Origin of the sequence: Pseudomonas sp. NFACC14, assembly GCF_900106885.1 — a bacterium.
In the GTDB taxonomy this organism is placed as follows: Bacteria; Pseudomonadota; Gammaproteobacteria; order Pseudomonadales; family Pseudomonadaceae; genus Aquipseudomonas; species Aquipseudomonas fluorescens_AA.
In genome coordinates, this window is record NZ_FNOA01000007.1 from 60,645 (window position 1) to 76,941 (window position 16,297).

The 16,297-nt window shown below is 64.2% G+C and carries 17 protein-coding genes; 6 read left to right on the top strand and 11 right to left on the bottom strand.

What is annotated here, in order from left to right:
• Positions 1-109 precede the first annotated feature (109 nt).
• A complete protein-coding gene (locus tag BLU85_RS13135; RefSeq protein WP_092203577.1) occupies positions 110-979 on the top strand; it encodes an NmrA/HSCARG family protein in 870 nt (289 codons plus the stop codon).
• Positions 980-1,021: 42 nt separating this feature from the next.
• Here BLU85_RS13135 and BLU85_RS13140 read toward each other — a convergent pair whose 3' ends face one another.
• Positions 1,022-1,420 carry a YceK/YidQ family lipoprotein gene (locus tag BLU85_RS13140; RefSeq protein ID WP_256572878.1) on the bottom strand — a complete coding sequence of 133 codons (399 nt, stop codon included), beginning with the start codon at positions 1,418-1,420 and terminating at the stop codon, positions 1,022-1,024.
• 139 nt (positions 1,421-1,559) lie between these two features.
• Between BLU85_RS13140 and msuE the strand changes: the two genes are divergently transcribed.
• The 5 genes from msuE (at position 1,560) to BLU85_RS13165 (ending at position 6,585) form a co-directional block, all read left to right on the top strand.
• Complete coding sequence (gene msuE, locus BLU85_RS13145; RefSeq protein WP_092203573.1) at positions 1,560-2,123, top strand: FMN reductase; 564 nt, start codon at positions 1,560-1,562, stop codon at positions 2,121-2,123.
• Positions 2,124-2,182: 59 nt separating this feature from the next.
• Positions 2,183-3,370 carry an acyl-CoA dehydrogenase family protein gene (locus BLU85_RS13150; protein WP_092203571.1) on the top strand — a complete coding sequence of 396 codons (1,188 nt, stop codon included), beginning with the start codon at positions 2,183-2,185 and terminating at the stop codon, positions 3,368-3,370.
• A gap of 8 nt (positions 3,371-3,378) precedes the next feature.
• Complete coding sequence (locus tag BLU85_RS13155) at positions 3,379-4,482, top strand: sigma-54 interaction domain-containing protein (RefSeq protein WP_092203569.1); 1,104 nt, start codon at positions 3,379-3,381, stop codon at positions 4,480-4,482.
• A 127-nt stretch (positions 4,483-4,609) separates the two neighbouring features.
• Complete coding sequence (gene ssuD, locus BLU85_RS13160) at positions 4,610-5,740, top strand: FMNH2-dependent alkanesulfonate monooxygenase (protein ID WP_092203567.1); 1,131 nt, start codon at positions 4,610-4,612, stop codon at positions 5,738-5,740.
• A complete protein-coding gene (locus BLU85_RS13165) occupies positions 5,737-6,585 on the top strand; it encodes an amidohydrolase family protein (RefSeq protein ID WP_092203565.1) in 849 nt (282 codons plus the stop codon). Before ssuD ends, BLU85_RS13165 begins: the two co-directional genes overlap by 4 nt.
• A gap of 256 nt (positions 6,586-6,841) precedes the next feature.
• On the opposite strand, the gene BLU85_RS13170 is transcribed toward BLU85_RS13165, so the two are convergent.
• The 10 genes from BLU85_RS13170 to BLU85_RS31150 all read right to left on the bottom strand — a co-directional run bounded on the left by BLU85_RS13170 (position 6,842) and on the right by BLU85_RS31150 (position 16,251).
• Positions 6,842-7,228, bottom strand: coding sequence for a hypothetical protein (locus tag BLU85_RS13170; protein WP_092203563.1), 387 nt, complete (start codon positions 7,226-7,228; stop codon positions 6,842-6,844).
• Positions 7,229-7,237: 9 nt separating this feature from the next.
• Positions 7,238-8,470 (bottom strand): SfnB family sulfur acquisition oxidoreductase, encoded by a 1,233-nt coding sequence (locus BLU85_RS13175; RefSeq protein WP_092203561.1) that lies wholly within the window; start codon positions 8,468-8,470, stop codon positions 7,238-7,240.
• Positions 8,471-8,629: 159 nt separating this feature from the next.
• Positions 8,630-9,406 carry an ABC transporter ATP-binding protein gene (locus tag BLU85_RS13180; protein WP_092203559.1) on the bottom strand — a complete coding sequence of 259 codons (777 nt, stop codon included), beginning with the start codon at positions 9,404-9,406 and terminating at the stop codon, positions 8,630-8,632.
• A gap of 62 nt (positions 9,407-9,468) precedes the next feature.
• Positions 9,469-10,803 carry an ABC transporter substrate-binding protein gene (locus tag BLU85_RS13185; RefSeq protein WP_092203557.1) on the bottom strand — a complete coding sequence of 445 codons (1,335 nt, stop codon included), beginning with the start codon at positions 10,801-10,803 and terminating at the stop codon, positions 9,469-9,471.
• 105 nt (positions 10,804-10,908) lie between these two features.
• Positions 10,909-11,973 carry a branched-chain amino acid ABC transporter permease gene (locus BLU85_RS13190; RefSeq protein WP_092203555.1) on the bottom strand — a complete coding sequence of 355 codons (1,065 nt, stop codon included), beginning with the start codon at positions 11,971-11,973 and terminating at the stop codon, positions 10,909-10,911.
• A 4-nt stretch (positions 11,974-11,977) separates the two neighbouring features.
• Positions 11,978-12,859, bottom strand: coding sequence for a branched-chain amino acid ABC transporter permease (locus tag BLU85_RS13195; RefSeq protein WP_092203553.1), 882 nt, complete (start codon positions 12,857-12,859; stop codon positions 11,978-11,980).
• A complete protein-coding gene (locus tag BLU85_RS13200; RefSeq protein WP_092203551.1) occupies positions 12,856-13,626 on the bottom strand; it encodes an ABC transporter ATP-binding protein in 771 nt (256 codons plus the stop codon). Before BLU85_RS13200 ends, BLU85_RS13195 begins: the two co-directional genes overlap by 4 nt.
• Positions 13,623-14,582: an AMP-binding protein gene (locus BLU85_RS13205; protein WP_092203549.1), complete on the bottom strand. Its 960-nt coding sequence runs from the start codon at positions 14,580-14,582 to the stop codon at positions 13,623-13,625. The genes BLU85_RS13200 and BLU85_RS13205 overlap by 4 nt, the downstream gene beginning before the upstream one ends.
• A gap of 4 nt (positions 14,583-14,586) precedes the next feature.
• Positions 14,587-16,005: an LLM class flavin-dependent oxidoreductase gene (locus BLU85_RS13210; RefSeq protein ID WP_092203547.1), complete on the bottom strand. Its 1,419-nt coding sequence runs from the start codon at positions 16,003-16,005 to the stop codon at positions 14,587-14,589.
• A gap of 90 nt (positions 16,006-16,095) precedes the next feature.
• Positions 16,096-16,251 (bottom strand): hypothetical protein, encoded by a 156-nt coding sequence (locus tag BLU85_RS31150; RefSeq protein WP_170847619.1) that lies wholly within the window; start codon positions 16,249-16,251, stop codon positions 16,096-16,098.
• Positions 16,252-16,297 lie beyond the last annotated feature (46 nt).

The window sequence follows — 16,297 nt, forward strand, 5'->3', positions numbered from 1 at the left end:
CTGGTGTCTTCGATTTATTCCTGCAACACCCTATCGTTTCTCCATCGCAACGGGCCGACAAGGTCCTAGCGGACTTTCTGACTCATCCACCCTTTGCAGGAGATTCAAAATGAGCATTCTCGTTACCGGTGCCACGGGCACCCTCGGTTCACTCATCATTCAACGCCTCGCCAGCGCAGGCGCCGAGGTCAAGGCCCTCGTGCGCCAGCCGGGCAAGGGCAGTTTCCCGGTGGGCGTCACTGAAGTCGTCGCCGACCTCACCGACGTCCCTTCGCTGCGCAGCGCACTGGCATCGGTGCGTACGCTGTTCCTGCTCAACGCCGTGACGCCCGACGAGGTGACACAAGCCCTCATCACCTTGAACCTCGCTCGCGAAGCCGGCATCGAGCGCATCGTCTACCTGTCAGTGATCCATGCCGACAAGTTCACCTACGTGCCGCACTTCACCGGCAAGCACACGGTCGAGCGCATGATCGAAAGCCTCGACATCCCGGCGACCATCCTGCGCCCGGCTTACTTCATGCAAAACGAATTCATGGTCCGGCAGACGATTCAGGATTACTCGGTGTACCCGATGCCGATCGGCTCGGCGGGCGTGTCGATGATCGATACCCGGGACATCGCCGATATCGCCGCTGCCGAGTTGCTGCGTCGCGACAAGGCACCTTCGGCCCTGGACCGGGTCACCCTGGAATTGGTCGGCCCGCACGCACTGACCGGTACCGCCGTGGCGAAAATCTGGAGCGCCGCCCTGGGTCGCGAGATCGCCTACGGCGGTGACGATGTGGTCGCCTTCGAAGCACAGTTGGCTGCGCATGGTCCTGCCTGGCTGGCTTATGACATGCGCTTGATGATGTCCGGTATCCAGACGTTTGGCATGCAGGCCGCTGAAGGCACCGTGGAACGGCTCCAGGCGATTCTGGGACGCCCGCTGCGCACCTATGAAGACTTCGTTCGCGAGGCTGTCGCAGGGGTTTAAATCCCTGGGGCGAGGGAGCGGGTTCGAATCATTCAGAGAGGCCTACTCCTCCGCGGGCCTCATATGAAAGATCGTATAGGGCAGAATCAACGTATCGGCCACGACACTGAAAGGCAGGTCAACGATTGCAAACGGTGCCAACGCGCGAGAATACACATCGTTATCGTTCGTCGAGCCCTTGATGATCTCGATATCGGTAGCCGCACCGCAGTACGGATGAAGGCCGCACATTTGCCCCATGCCAAAGGTTTCGTTGGCCGTCGCGCATCCCGCCAGCAGCGCCATCGTCAAAGCCAATACCACGTTCCGCATGACGCGCGCTCCCCTGCAAAGACGGGACTGTAGCATCGATGGCGGACGACCTGTAGGGTTGAAGACTGTTGCCACTGAAGACTGTTGCCCCAGAAACAGCGGCTCGGTTGTTGCCTGGGCAACAGCCATTCAACAATTCATCCGCCAGACCAACAGTTACGCCCCCTCCCTTCCCCGCGAAGCCCAGTAAACGCTGGGCTTTTCGCGTTGGTACGGCCCTTGCTCAAGCCTATGTACCTCGATCAACAGTCCAACAGGAACACCTAGGATGAGCACTCCACTGAAAGTCGTCGCCGTCTCCGGCGGTACCGCCCGCCCCTCGCGCACACTGGCATTGACCGAAGCCATCCTGGGCGAGCTCGGTCAGCATCTGGTCATCGACACCCACTTGATCGAACTGGGCAACATCGCCCGTCCGTTGGGCAGTGCGCTGTGGCGCAAGGAGCTTCCGGAAACCGTCGAGCACGAACTGCGCCTGATCGAGTCTGCCGATTTGCTGGTGGTGGCCGCGCCGGTCTATCGCGGCACCTATCCGGGCCTGTTCAAGCATTTGTTCGATCTGGTCGGCCAGGACGCCCTGATCAACACGCCGGTACTGCTGGCCGCCACCGGTGGCAGCGAACGCCATGCCCTGGTCCTCGATCACCAGTTGCGCCCGCTGTTCAGCTTCTTCCAGTCACTCACCCTGCCCATCGGCGTGTACGCCAGCGAGACCGATTTCGCCGACTACCGCATCGTCAATGCGACCTTGCAGTCGCGCATCGAGCTGGCGGCCGCACGCGCCGCTCGCCTGTTTGCCGGCCAGGCGCACGCCTTGCGCAAGATCGCCTGAGGAGCCCGCATGAATCACGATTGCATCTGCCTGGAAGGCGTTTTTGCGAGGGACATCGCATGAGAATCCAACCACAACCCACCGTGCTGACGCCGCTGCAGACCGCCCGCCGCCTGGCTGCGGAGTTCGCCGAAACCGCCGTCGAGCGCGACGAGGCCGGCGGCACGCCCAAACTGCAACGCGATGCCATACGCCAGAGCGGTCTGCTGGCCTTGAGCATCCCCACCCAGTTCGGTGGCCTCGGGGCCAGTTGGAGCGAAACCCTTGGCGTGGTGCGCGAGTTCGCCAAGGTGGACAGTTCCATCGCCCACGTCTTCGGTTTTCAGCACCTGATGCTGGCCACCGTGCGCCTGTTCTCGCGCCCCGATCAGTGGCAACCCTGGTTCGAACAGACCGCTCGCAAGAACTGGTTCTGGGGCAACGCGCTGAACCCACTGGACACCCGTACCGTGGTCAAGACCTTCGACGGCTGGCGCGAATTCTCCGGCAAGAAGAGCTTCTGCTCCGGTGCCAGCGACTCGGAAATGCTGATCGCCTCGGCCATCGACGAAAGCGCTGGCGGCAAACTGCTGATCGCCGCGATCCCCAGTGGCCGCACCGGCATCACCCTGCACGGCGACTGGGACAATATGGGCCAACGCCAGACCGACAGCGGCAGTGCCACTTTCGAACGGGTGCGGGTAGAAGAGAACGAATTGCTGCTCGACCCCGGCCCCCTGAGTACGCCTTTCGCCTGCCTGCGCCCGCTGATCGCGCAATTGCATTTCTCCCACATCTTCCTCGGTATTGCCGAAGGCGCCCTGGAAGAAGCCCGGCACTACACCCTCAAGGAAGGCCGTCCGTGGTTCCGCTCCAAGGCCCAGCATGTCAGCGAAGACCCTTATGTACTGCGCCACTACGGCGAGTTCTGGGTCGGCCTGGAAAGTGTGCGACTGCTGGTGGAACGCGCCGCCGACCAGTTGGATGAGGCCTGGCACAAGGGCCACGCCCTGGGTGCCGAGGAACGCGCCCAACTGGCGCTGTCCATCGCCACCGCCAAAGTCGCCGCCGTACGTACCGGCCTGGATATCTGTAGCCGCCTGTTCGAAGTCACCGGCGCCCGCGCCACCCATGCTTCGCTACGCCTGGATCGCCATTGGCGCAACCTGCGCACCCAGAGCCTGCACGACCCCGTGGATTACAAACTCCACGAACTGGGTGAATGGGCACTGAACCAGACGCGGCCCACCCCCTCCTTCTACTCATAGGGATGCCCATGCAACTGCTGACTCTCCCCCCTTCGCCGACACTGGCTACCTCGATCCGGGCGACCGCACAGGTCTTCGAAGACCCTAGATCGCAGGCGCTGCTCGCCCACGTGCAACAGGTCGCCCCCAGCGAGGCCAGCGTCCTGATCATTGGTGAGACCGGCACGGGCAAGGAGCTGGTCGCACGCCACATCCACAACCTCAGCGGTCGTCGCGCCGGGCCCTTCGTCGCCGTCAACTGCGGGGCTTTTTCCGAATCGCTGGTGGAGGCGGAGCTGTTCGGCCACGAGAAAGGTGCCTTCACCGGCGCCCTCGCCGCCAAGGCCGGCTGGTTCGAGGAAGCCAACGGCGGCACATTGTTCCTCGACGAGATCGGCGACCTGCCAATGGCCATCCAGGTCAAGCTGTTGCGCGTGCTGCAAGAGCGCGAAGTGGTGCGCCTGGGCTCGCGCAAGAGCATCCCGATCAACGTGCGCGTGGTCGCTGCCACCAACGTGCAACTGGACAAGGCCATCGGCGCCGGCCACTTCCGCGAGGACCTGTATTACCGCCTCGACGTGGTCAGCCTGCAACTCTCCCCGCTGCGTGAACGACCAGGCGACATCCTGCCGCTGACCCGTCACTTCATCAAGACCTACTGCAACCGCCTGGGCTACGGCGAAGTGCGCCTGACCTCCGGAGCCGAGCGCAAACTGGCGGACTACAGTTGGCCGGGCAACATCCGCGAACTGGAGAACGTCATCCACCACACCTTGCTGGTGTGCCGCAACGGTCTGGTGCAGGAAGACGACTTGCGCTTATCGTCCCTGCGCATCGAGCGCCAGGAGCCAGCGCAGGCCGCCCTCGGCGAGAGCGCTGACGAACAACTGCTGCGCACATTCCACCGGTTGTTCGAAGAACAGGCTGGCGGCCTCCACGAGAAGGTCGAAGACAGCCTGCTGCGCGCCGCCTACCGCTTCTGCCACTGCAACCAGGTGCGTACCGCCAGCTTGCTGGGCCTGAGTCGCAACGTCACGCGAGCACGACTGATCGCCATTGGCGAGCTGGTGGTCAATCGACGTCGCCCGGACATCCAAACACGCCCGGATCGGGCGCTGCAACTGTCGATCTGATCAAACTAAAACCAGGCGATGCGGCGCCCCCATGGGCGACCGACAACGCCCCAACATGCCAAGCGTTGCGATGCCGGAAGGGCCCATGCGCCCTTCCATACGCCCAACCGCACAAGGATCAAACCCCATGAGCCTGGATATTTTCTGGTTCCTTCCCACCTCCGGCGACACTCGTTACCTGGGACACTCCGACAGTGGCCGACCGGCGACCAATGCCTACATGCGCCAGATCGCCGTGGCCGCCGATCAGCTCGGCTACGATGGCCTGCTGATCCCCACCGGGGCCAGCTGCCTGGATCCCTGGGTGACCGCCGCCAGCCTGGTTCCGGTGACCCAGCGCATCAAGCTGCTGGTGGCGCTGCGCACCTCGCTGGGCAACCCCACGGCGTCGGCGCGCCAGGCCGCCAGCCTGGACCAGGCCAGTGGTGGCCGCCTGCTGCTCAACGTCGTACCCGGCGGCGACGCCACCGAACTGGAAGCCGACGGTGTGTTCCTCACGCACGACGAGCGCTATGCCGCCTCCGATGAGTTCCTGACCATCTGGCGCCGCCTGCTCCAGGGCGAAACCGTCGACTTCGACGGCAAGCACCTGAAAGTGCGTGGCGCCCAGAACTTCTTCCCACCCGTACAACACCCCCACCCGCCGCTGTACTTCGGCGGTTCATCAGAGGCCGCCCACGAATTGGCAGCCAAGCATGTCGATGCCTACCTGACCTGGGGCGAACCGCCGGCGGCCGTGGCCGAGAAGATCGCCGACGTGCGCGCTCGTGCCGCCAGGCATGGCCGCAGCGTGCGCTTCGGCGTGCGCCTGCACGTGATCGTGCGGGAAACCAGCGCAGCCGCCTGGGCCGCTGCCGACGAGTTGATCAGCCACCTCGACGACGCCACCATCGCCGCCGCCCAGGCCAACTACGTCAAGATGGATTCCGAAGGCCAGCGGCGCATGGCCGCGTTGCACGGCGGCGACCGCAACAGGCTGGAAGTGGCGCCCAATCTCTGGGCCGGTGTCGGCCTGGTGCGCGGCGGTGCCGGTACGGCACTGGTCGGCGATCCGGAAACCGTCGCCGCCCGCCTGCTCGAATACGCCGACCTGGGCGTCGACAGCTTCGTCCTCTCGGGTTACCCGCACCTGGAAGAGGCCTACCGCTTCGCCGAACTGGTGTTCCCGTTGTTACCGGGCAAAAGCAAGGTCACCGTGGAGGGCGCCTTCACTGGCGGCGCCTTCGACGTTCGCGCCGGCAAGGAGAAAGTCGCATGAATGTCATCGACCTGCGTTGTCGCCCGGCTTACCTGCACCCATTCTTCGGCGGGGTCCCGGGCTCGCCCGAACACGCCGTGGCGCGCTGGCTCAACCGGCGCGTCGGCACTCGCGGCCCGGACGATCACTTCGAACGTTCGCTGACACCGGAGGGTTTTCTCGCCGAGGTGCGTGACGCCGGGCTGGACAAAGCCGTGGTGGTGGGCCGCCATACACCGAGCCAGCACCTGCCGAATGAGCGCATCCACGAAATCGTTCGGGGTCACGACGAGCTGATCGGCATCGGCTCGGTAGAGCCGGTGCTACAAGGAATCGAAGGCGCCCTGGCGGAAATAGACCGGGCGATCGATCACTTGGGCCTGGCCGGCATCGACCTGGAACCGGGCTTCGCCGAGCCGGCCCGGCACCCCGACGATGCGCTGTACTGGCCGCTCTACGAACACCTGCAAAAGCGCGGTATCCCGTTGTTCCTGATGAGTGGGCCGACCACCCCGGACCCGAGCTACAACGACCCGGCACGCCTGGCGGCCGTAGCCCGTGCGTTCCCGGACCTGACGATCGTCGTCTACCACGGCTACTGGCCCAACGTGCAACAGGCCCTCGGCGTTGCTTTCCGCTTTGAAAACATTCACCTGGTGCCGGACATGTACCTGTTCCAGCCGGGCAGCGAGGGTTACGTGCAAGCGGCCAACGGCTACCTGGCCGACCAGTTGCTGTTCGGCTCGTCCTACACCTTCCGACCGATCCGTCAAAGCATCGAAGACGCCCTGCAACTGGGGTTGAAAGACGAGGTGTTGGAGAAGTTCTTCCACGGCAATGCCAGGCGGCTGTTTGCGTTGACCTGAGCCGACCAGACAACCTGGACCTTGTGGCGAGGGGATTTATCCCCGCTGGACTGCGAAGCAGTCCCTCTCAACCGGCCTGACACACCGCGTGCCCAGTCTTTAGGGCCGCTTCGCGCCCCTGCGGGGATAAATCCCCTCGCCACAGGAACTTCCTCGACAGCCACATCGCCTCAACACAGCCAGATCTGCTCAATCCGGGAGTGGACACTACGCCCCGCCATTCACTGCCCCCACCCCCAATAGCGATCAGATCGACTCAAGCCTGCCCTCCTTGTCCGTCGGCCAACGCGGCACCGTTGAGGTAGTGGTCGCCCAGCAACCGGCGCTGGGTCAGCAAGGCCGGTTCGGCGCTGTGTGGCAGGGGCCGCGGCAGGCTGCGGCCGGCCAGTTCGAAGTACACGTCACCCGCCAGGCGCGCCGCCTCGGCGGCAGCCAAGCGAAAGGCAATGGCGGCCGACTGGGACTCATCGGCGTACTCCAGCAAGGCGTCAGCAGCGTCGATGCGGATGCGCAGTTCGCCGACGGCGGCAATCACCAGCGCTTCGTGACGGGCACTTTGCGCACGCAGATAGTCGATCAGCGCAGCCTCGACATGCCGAGCATGGGCCAGGTCGCTACGGCCGGGGGAATGTAAGTTGGACATGGCGATACCTCAGTTCCAGGAATGACGTTGTGGCTTGATGCCGTTGAGCAGTTGATTGCCGACCAAGTGATACTTCCAGCGCACCGGATCGTGCAGGGTGTGGGTCCGCGCATTGCGCCAGAACCGGTCCAGCCCCTGGCTGGCCGAGACGCTGCGGGTGCCGCCCAACTCCAACAGACGGCTGGAAGCTTCCAGGGAAATCTCGGTGGACAGCACCTTGGCCTGGCCGACAATCACCGAAGCTTCAGCAACCCGCTCCTCGCTGGGCTCGGCGACGGCCCGGTCGACCGCGTGCGCCGCGCGACGCAGAATCGCTTCGGCCGCTTGCAGGCGCCAGGCCAACTCACCGATCAGCGCCTGGCCAAGCGGGTCCTGCCAGCCGTGTTGCAGCCCGCTGTCCACCCATGGCCGCGCCTGGCGTGCTACGCGCAAGGTTTCGGCGAAGGCGCCCCGGGCGATACCAGTGTCCACCGCAGCCTGAATGATTTGCGAGATCGGGCCGTCGGAGGTGGGTTGGTCGTAGGCCTTCCAGGCCGGCACCACATCGCTCGCCGGTACCTTTACACCTTCGATGCGCACCTGCCCGCTGGCGGTGATGCGCTGACCGAAGCCGTCCCAACTGTCGATCACCGTCAGGCCCGCCGCATCCCGTGGAACGAGGGCGATATGAACGTGCCCCGCCTCGTCCACCCCGGCGACCGGCACGATGTGGGCGAACAACGCACCGGTGCAGTAGGCCTTCTCGCCGTCGAGTACGGCCGTGTCGCCGTCGAAGCGGATCTGCGTCTGGAAGGTGGTGACGTACTGGCTGCGCGCTTCGGAAAAGGCGTTGCCGAAACGATAGCCCTGCAGCACCTTGGCGAAGTAGCGGCGCTTCTGCTCCTCGCTGCCGGTCAGGCTGAGGTTGCTGAGCACACCGAAATGGTTCTGCGGCAACTGGCCGAGGGACGGATCGGCAGCGGAAATGATCGCGATCACTTCGCTGAGGGTGGCGTAGGACACCTCGGCGCCACCGTAGGCCTTCGGCACACGGATCGCCCACAGCCCGCTCGCGGAAAAACGTTCGAGTTCTTCCCAGGGCAGCCGTCGCTCGCGGTCGCGCAAGGCCGCCTCGCGGGCGAAATCCTCGGCCAGGCGCTGCGCCACCTCGATGGCCTCGGCGTCGCTACGGATGATGTGGGCCGGACTGCGCGGTGCCGGATGAGCCTGTCCAGGCAGATCGAAAGACGGTGAGACGGTCATGTGCTACTCCATGCATAACGGGTTCATCCAGCGCTAAAGCACAGCCCGTACCAATATTAAAAACGCTTTATATTCAATACCTTGAAGAAATACTCGGGTACGTTTGAAAGCCCCGTGAGCGGCAAACTGTCGGTGAACTGTTGCCCAGCGAACAGTTCCTCAGCGGGCCTTGCCACCCAGGTAAAAATGCTGGAGGTCTTCCCGCGCCGCCAGCTCAGTGGCGTTGCCCTCGCCCACTACCCGCCCGTTCTCTAGGATGTAGGCATAGCTGGCATGGCGCAGGGCGACATTGATGTTCTGCTCGGCCACCAGAAAGCTCACGCCCTCCTGGGCATTGAGCTGCGCGACGATGGCGAAAATTTCTTCGACGAGAATCGGCGCCAGCCCCATCGAGGGTTCATCGAGCAGCACCAGTCGAGGCTGGGTCATCAAGGCCCGGCCGATGGCAAGCATCTGCTGCTCGCCGCCCGAGGTTAGCCCGGCCTGGGTCTTGCGCTTGGTCTTCAACCGCGGGAACCAGGCGTAGATCCGCTCCAGATCCTGCTCCAGCTCCCGGCGCGTCGGCTTGCGCAGGAAGCCGCCGCTGCGCAAGTTGTCCTCGACCGTCAGGTGGGCGAACACATGCCGCCCCTCCAGCACATGGACAATGCCCTGGCGTGCCAGCAGATTGGCTGCAACCCCGGCGGTGTCCTGTCCCTGGAAGACAATCCGCCCACGGCTGACCTGCGCCCGATCGGCCTGGACCAGCCCGGAAATGGCCTTGAGCGTAGTGCTCTTGCCCGCACCATTGGCACCGAGCAGGGCAACGATATCGCCCTGCCCGACCCGCAGGGAAACCCCGGCCACGGCGAGGATCGCGCCGTCATAGATCACCTCGATGTCTTGCACCGCCAGCAACTCACTGCTTTCGGCGTCCGCAAGGGCCGCAATGGTCATGGTTTACTCCTTGGGCGCAGTCGCGCCCGGTTGTGTTTCGATTTGCCAAGCCGTGTGCAGGGTCACTGCGCCGTGCAATCGCGAGGGGTCACGCCCTTCTCTTTCGCGTACTCGGCGGCCTTGGCATCGATCAACGGGCGCAACGTGGCGCGGTCGGCCTGGACCCAGTCGGTGATCAGGTTCCACTGCTGGCCGTCCCACTGCTGAACCTTGGCCGCCCCGCCGCCCTCGTGGTCGCTGCAAGACAACCGCAGCGGCTGCATCAGCCCAAGAAAACCGATTTCCTTGAGGCGCGCATCGTTGAGGTCGAGATGCTCCAGGCCCCAGCGACCTTCCTCACCGTTGAGCGGACGGTTGCCGAAATGCTTCTGCCCGGTGCGGATCGCTTCGACGGCAATGGCGGCATTCACCAGGCCGGAGTTGTAGTAGACGCTGCCAAAACTCTTCGGATCCTTGAGATCGCTCTTGCCGGTATCGAGGATGTGCTGGCGGATGCGCTGGTGAATGTCGAAGTCGGCGCCGCCCGGGTAGGGTGTCAATGCCAGATACCCCTTGCCCGCCTCACCGGCCGGTAGCACGTCTTCGTTGGAACTGGCCCAGATGTCGCCGACGATGCGTTCCACCGGGTAGCCGAAACGTGCCGCGGTCTTGATCGCCACCGGCGTGGACACGCCCCAGGTCCGCAGGAACACCCAGTCCGGCTTGAGTTGCCGCACCTGGCGCCACTGCCCGGCCTGCTCGTTACCCGGATCGGCCACCGCGATCTGGATGTTCTCGAAGCCGTACTTCTGCGCCAGCAACGCCAACGGCCCCTGGGTTTCCCGGCCGTAGGCGGAGTCGTGGTAGACGGTGGCGATTTTCTTGCCCTTGAGCTTGTCCAACCCGCCCTCGCGCTCGGCCACGTAGTTGATGAACGCCGAGGCTTCGCTGTAGAACGTCAGCATGGCCGGGAAGTTATAGGGGAACACCCTGCCGTCGGTGGCTTCGGTACGGCCATAGCCAAGGGTGATCAAGGGAATCTTGTCGGCCTCGGCCTTGTCCGCGAGGGCGTAGGCAGCCGGTGCGCCGTTGGGCTGATAGACCGCCACCGGCGCGCCATCGAGACCGTTCTTGAAGCGCTCGTAGCATTCGATGCCCTTCTCCGCCGTCCATTCGGTCTCGCACTCCTGCCAGACCAGCTTGACGCCGTTGATGCCACCTTCCACCTCGTTGATGTAGCGCAGGTAGTCGATCATTCCGGCCCACACCGGAATACCGCTGGAGGCATAGGCGCCGACCCGGTAGGTGGCCAGCGGGAAGAACTGTTCGTTGGCCGCCTGGGCAGCCGGTACCAGCGCCGCGCAGGCGCCGAGTGCCAGGCCGATGGCGGCGAGGCGACGTTTGAGGGTTGCATGCATGGTTGTTTTTCTCGGTTTGAGTGCCTGGCCACGTCATGATGGCCGGCGGTTGGAAACCTCCTTTCCCTGGGTCGGGTCAAGGTCTGTCGGGTCGTGGATCGGCGCTCAGAACCGCAGCGGCCAGACCCTGATGCGTTCGCGCAAGTCGCCAAGCAGGCGGGCCAGCCCTTCCGGTTCCTTGATCAGGAACCAGATGATCAGGCCGCCGAAAAGCACCTTCTGCAGGTTCTGCAATTGCCCGGCGTCGACGTTGCCGTTGAACAGCCATTGCCCGGCATGGCTGAGCAGGATTGGCACAAGGCTGATGAAGGCCGCGCCGATGAAACTGCCGGCGATGCTGCCCATGCCGCCGATAATGATGATGAACAGAATCTGGAACGAGCGGTTGATGTCGAAGCTGCCGGCACTGGCCGTGCCCAGGTAGGCGAACGCCCAGAGCGCCCCGGCGATGCCCAGGTAGAACGAACTGACCGCGAAGGCCAGGCGCTTGTAGCGCTCCACAGGAATGCCGATCACGGCGGCAGCGGTGTCCATGTCACGGATCGCCATCCAGTTGCGGCCGACCTGGCTGCGCACCAGGTTGGCTGCTATCCAGGTCAGCAGCACCACGCAACTGAGGGTCAACAGGTAGCGACCGACTGGGGTGGTCAGGTTATGGCCCAACAGCTCCAGGCGTGGCGCGCTGATGGTGCCGGACGAGGCGTAGTTGTAGAACCAGGGGAACTTGGCGAATACCCATTCCAGGAAGAACTGCGCGGCCAGCGTCGTGACCATCAGGTAGAAGCCCTTGATCCGCGAGCTGGGGATGCCGAACAGCAACCCCACCAGCCCGGCGATCAAACCACCGCCTATCAGCGCCAGTGGCAGCGGCAATCCGGGTACGCGCAGCAGCAGGCCGTAGGTGACGAACGCGCCCACCGCCATGAAGCCGGCGGCGCCGACCGACGTCTGGCCGGTGTAGCCGGTCAGCAGGTTCAACCCCAGGCCGGCCAGCGACAGCACCAGGAACGGAATCAGGATCGCGTTGAGCCAATAGTCGTTGCCCAGCCACGGCAGGCCGACAAAGGCCACCAGCAGCAACAGCAGCAGGCCCGGCCGCCAGCGCCGGCGCACCAGGGTCAGCGGCGCCTCGTCGAAGCTGGCAGTCAGGCGCGGAACAGTAGCGGTCATGGCGTCATACCCGTTCAATGATCCGGTCGCCGAACAGGCCGGCCGGTCGGATGTAGAGGAAGATCAAGGCGAGGAAATAGGCGAACCAGGGCGTGATGCCGCCGCCGATCAGCGGGCCGATACAGGCCTCGGCGAGGTTCTCGGCGGCGCCGACGATCAGCCCGCCGACGATGGCCCCGCCAATCGAGGTGAAGCCCCCGATGATCAGTACCGGCAACGCCTTGAGCACCACCAGCGAAAGCGAGAACTGCACGCCCTGGCGCGCGCCCCAGAGCAGCCCCGCGACCAGCCCGACCACCCCGGCCACGGCCCAGACGATCTGCCAGATGCGGTTGAGGTTGATGCCCAGCGACAGCGCTGCACGGGTGTCGTCGGCCACGGCGCGCAGGGCAACACCGATGCGGGTCTTGTTGAACAGCAGGGCCAGCACCGCCACGGTCAGCGCGGACACCCCGGCGGCGATCAGGTCGAACTGGCTGATCATGATCTCGCCGACGAACAGCGGGACGTCCTCGATGCCCAGGTCCAGGGCGCGCACCTGGGCGCCCATCAACCCTTGGGCCAGGCCTTCGATAATGAACGACAGGCCGAGGGTGGCCATGAACAGGGTAATCTGCGAACGGTTGACCAACGGCCGCAATACCAGGCGCTCGATCAACAGCGCGCCGACGACCATCACCAACACCGTCAGGAGCAACGCCAGGGCAAAGGACAGGCCCTGTTCGCGCAAGCTGACGAAGGTCAGCGCGGCGAACAACAGCATGGCGCCCTGGGCGAAATTGAACACGCCGCTGGCCTTGTAGATCAGCACGAAACCGATGGCTACCAGCGAATACAAGGTGCCGGCCAGCAGCCCGCCGATCAGGGTTTCCAGAAAGAAGTTCATGGGCGAGGCGTCCCCAGGTAGGCAGCGATCACATCGGGATTGGCCTGGACTTCGGCCGGCGAGCCGTCGCCGACCTTGCGTCCGTAATCCAGCACCACCACATGGCTGGACAAGCCCATGACCACCTGGATGTCGTGCTCGATGAGAATCACCGTGGTGCCAAGATCACGATTGATATCGGCGATGAAGCGGCTCATGTCCTGTTTCTCCTCGGCGTTCATGCCGGCCATCGGCTCGTCGAGCAACAGCAGCGTTGGCTGCGCGATCAATGCCCGGCCCAGCTCCACGCGCTTCTGCAGGCCGTAGGCCAGGCTGCCCACGGCGACGTCGCGCCAGGCCTGCAACTCGAGAAATTCCAGCACCTGCTCGGCACGCTCGGCGAACGCCCGCGCCTCGCGCCGGGCACGCGGCAAGCCCAAGGCCTGTTCGAGAAAAAACGTCCGCTGGAAGCGCGACAGGCCGGTGAGCAGGTTGTCCACCACGCTCATTTTCTTGAACAGCGCATTGTTCTGGAACGTCCGACCGATACCGAGTCGCGCCGCCTTCAGCGGATGCGGGCGGCGCAACGGTTCGGCGGCGAAGAACAACTGGCCGGCGTCGGCCCGGTAGACGCCGTTGAGGATGTTCAGCAGCGAACTCTTGCCCGCGCCGTTCGGCCCGATCAGCGCGCAGATCTCGCCAAGCTTGACGCTGAACGAAAGGTCGGAAATCGCTTTCACGCCCTGGAACGACAGCGACACATTGCGCACCTCCAGCAGCGCACTCATGCCGCTCGCTCCAGGTACTCCTGCAACCACGATTGGCGTGCGGGGCCTTGCAGCACCGCGTCTGCGGGCGCGCTCGGCACTTCGATCCGGCGCAGTCGCTGGAAGCCGAGCAGGTGCCGTACCCGCGCCTTGAGCCAGCGGCGCAGGCCACGCCGCGGATCGTCCAGGGTCCATTCGCACAGGCGTCGGCGCCAACTGCCTGGAAGTGGCAGGCGAGCTTCGATTTCCGCCGCCAGGGATTCGACTCGCACGGCGGACAGCAGCAAGGCTGTGGGGGCGATCTCGCGACGATCGCGACTGGCTGACTCGCGCGTTTCCGGAAACGCCAAGCCTTCGCCCTCCAGCCAGCGACTGAACAAGTGGGCCAGGCCATCGCGCCACTCGGTGCCTTCATCGACCCACACCACTGCGTCCTCGGCCCAGCCCTGGCGTTGTGCGGTCGGCGCCTCGGTGACGAACAGCACCGACAGCGACTGCACCTGCCACAGACCACGATTCGCTACGTTGACCTGGGCCGAATACAGCCGCAGCGGCCACTCCTCGTCCAGGCCGCACTGCAGCCAGTGCGATACGCTTTCGCGACGCTGGACAAAGGCGAACGCCGGGCGGGTCAGGCGTAGCTGACGTTGTAGGTCCTCACCCCGGCTGTCGCGGTCGATCACTACGCTGTGCCCACCCAGTTGGCGCGCGGCCAGTGCCAGGATCAGCAGGCTCGGCTCGAAGGCACCACTGAGGGCCAGCCGCGCGCCAGGGGCGAAGCCCTGCTGGCGCAAGCCATCGCACACCCGCTCGACCTCGCGCTGCACATCGATCCAACGCCAGGCCTTCCAGAGACCGAGGCGCCGATGGCGCAGGGCGATCTGCGTCGGTCGTTCCCTGGCCCAGCGTTGCAAGGCCGCCAGGGCGCTGTCCGTGACTCGGTCGAGCAGTGGCGAATTGAGTTCGTAGACACTCATGCGCTTACTCCTCACCGGCCAAGGCCGGTTCAGCGAGGCGGCTGCGCGGGGCGAGGCGCTTCAAGTCCCGATAGCCGGCGCCAGGGTGGTTAGCGGGCAATCGCGGACCGTCGCCGAACAGCTTGTCGCGCAAGGTACCGGGGCGGTATTCGGTCTTGTACGCACCGCGCTGTTGCAACTCGGGCACCAGCAACTCAACCACATCGCGGAAGGTTTCGTGGGCCAAGGCGTAGGCCAGGTTGAAACCGTCCACATCGGTGTCCTCGACCCAGGCCTGCAGCTCGTCGGCCACGGTTTGCGCGCTGCCGACAATCAACGGGCCGAAGCCGCCGATACCGACCCAGTCGGCCAGCTCCTGGACGGTCCACTGCTTGTCCGGGTCGGCGGTAGAAAAGGTTTCCACGGCCGATTGGATGGCGTTGGTATGAATGTGCTTGAGCACCTGGTCGGGCCGGTACTGACCGAAATCGATACCGGTCCAACCGGAGATCAGCGCCAGCGCGCCCTCATAGCTGCTGTAGGATTTCAGTTCCTGCCACTTGGCCTGCGCCTTGGCGTCGGTCTCGTCGACGATCACCGTCTGCAGGTTGAAGATCAGCACCTTGCGTGGATCGCGTCCGGCTTCGGCAGCACGCCGGCGGATATCGGCCACGGTCTTCTTCAGGATCACCTTGGACGGCGCGGCAACGAACACACACTCCGCGTGGCCGGCGGCGAAGTCCTTGCCACGACTCGACGCTCCCGCTTGATAGAGCACCGGCGTGCGCTGCGGCGACGGCTCGCAGAGGTGGATGCCCGGCACCTGGAAGTGCTTGCCCTGGTGACGGATCTCATGGACCTTGCTCGGGTCGCTGAAGATGCCGCGCTCACGGTCGCGCACCACCGCGCCCTCTTCCCAACTGCCTTCGAACAACTTGTAGAGCACCTCCAGGTATTCATCGGCGTAGTCATAGCGCGCATCATGATCGCTCAAGGCTTTCTGCCCGAGGTTGCGCGCCCCGCTGTCGAGGTACGAGGTGACGATGTTCCAACCGATGCGCCCCTTGGTCAGGTGGTCCAGCGTGGACAGGCGACGGGCGAAGGGATAAGGGTGCTCGAAGGTCAACGAGGCGGTGAGGCCGAAGCCCAGGTGTTCGGTCACCAGCGCCATCGGCGTGATCAACGCCAAGGGATCGTTGACCGGCACCTGCGTCGCCTGGCGGATGGCCGCATCGCCATTGCCACCGAGCACATCGTAGATACCAATCACATCGGCGATGAAGATGCCGTCGAACTTGCCGCGCTCCAACAGCTTGGCCAGGTCGGTCCAGTAATCCAGGTCCTTGTACTGCCAGGCGCGATCCTTGGGATGCCTCCAGAGACCGGGCGACTGGTGACCCACACAGTTCATCTCAAAGGCATTCAATCGAATTTCACGTGGCATGGGAACTCCTGCTCGATAGATTCAGCACCCCTTCCGAGTGCTTCTTACTGCTCTATCAACACGATTCGTGCCAAGTAATAAGTCTTTTATTTACAGCAAGTTAGACATGCATTCGTTCACGGGAAATGCCTGCATGGTGACAACCTTGTTGATCAACTGTCCGGTGGCAGACAGCGCGCGGATGATTCCTGTCACGAAATTCGAACCGCCAATATTTAGCTTGACGCCTGAGATGATGATCATCATATTTGGTCGAATATTATGACCATCATGTGAACCGCCACGGGCCGCA

What these genes read in the sequence shown, in the direction of transcription:
- BLU85_RS13195 (WP_092203553.1), bottom strand. Translation starts at nt 12,859, where the DNA reads ATGAACTTCTTTCTGGAAACCCTGATCGGCGGGCTGCTGGCCGGCACC.
- BLU85_RS13165 (WP_092203565.1), top strand. Translation starts at nt 5,737, where the DNA reads ATGAATGTCATCGACCTGCGTTGTCGCCCGGCTTACCTGCACCCATTC.
- BLU85_RS13205 (WP_092203549.1), bottom strand. Translation starts at nt 14,582, where the DNA reads ATGAGTGTCTACGAACTCAATTCGCCACTGCTCGACCGAGTCACGGAC.
- BLU85_RS13180 (WP_092203559.1), bottom strand. Translation starts at nt 9,406, where the DNA reads ATGACCATTGCGGCCCTTGCGGACGCCGAAAGCAGTGAGTTGCTGGCG.
- BLU85_RS13175 (WP_092203561.1), bottom strand. Translation starts at nt 8,470, where the DNA reads ATGACCGTCTCACCGTCTTTCGATCTGCCTGGACAGGCTCATCCGGCA.
- BLU85_RS13185 (WP_092203557.1), bottom strand. Translation starts at nt 10,803, where the DNA reads ATGCATGCAACCCTCAAACGTCGCCTCGCCGCCATCGGCCTGGCACTC.
- BLU85_RS13210 (WP_092203547.1), bottom strand. Translation starts at nt 16,005, where the DNA reads ATGCCACGTGAAATTCGATTGAATGCCTTTGAGATGAACTGTGTGGGT.
- BLU85_RS13190 (WP_092203555.1), bottom strand. Translation starts at nt 11,973, where the DNA reads ATGACCGCTACTGTTCCGCGCCTGACTGCCAGCTTCGACGAGGCGCCG.
- BLU85_RS13155 (WP_092203569.1), top strand. Translation starts at nt 3,379, where the DNA reads ATGCAACTGCTGACTCTCCCCCCTTCGCCGACACTGGCTACCTCGATC.
- BLU85_RS31150 (WP_170847619.1), bottom strand. Translation starts at nt 16,251, where the DNA reads ATGATGATCATCATCTCAGGCGTCAAGCTAAATATTGGCGGTTCGAAT.
- ssuD (WP_092203567.1), top strand. Translation starts at nt 4,610, where the DNA reads ATGAGCCTGGATATTTTCTGGTTCCTTCCCACCTCCGGCGACACTCGT.
- msuE (WP_092203573.1), top strand. Translation starts at nt 1,560, where the DNA reads ATGAGCACTCCACTGAAAGTCGTCGCCGTCTCCGGCGGTACCGCCCGC.
- BLU85_RS13170 (WP_092203563.1), bottom strand. Translation starts at nt 7,228, where the DNA reads ATGTCCAACTTACATTCCCCCGGCCGTAGCGACCTGGCCCATGCTCGG.
- BLU85_RS13200 (WP_092203551.1), bottom strand. Translation starts at nt 13,626, where the DNA reads ATGAGTGCGCTGCTGGAGGTGCGCAATGTGTCGCTGTCGTTCCAGGGC.
- BLU85_RS13150 (WP_092203571.1), top strand. Translation starts at nt 2,183, where the DNA reads ATGAGAATCCAACCACAACCCACCGTGCTGACGCCGCTGCAGACCGCC.
- BLU85_RS13140 (WP_256572878.1), bottom strand. Translation starts at nt 1,420, where the DNA reads ATGGCTGTTGCCCAGGCAACAACCGAGCCGCTGTTTCTGGGGCAACAG.
- BLU85_RS13135 (WP_092203577.1), top strand. Translation starts at nt 110, where the DNA reads ATGAGCATTCTCGTTACCGGTGCCACGGGCACCCTCGGTTCACTCATC.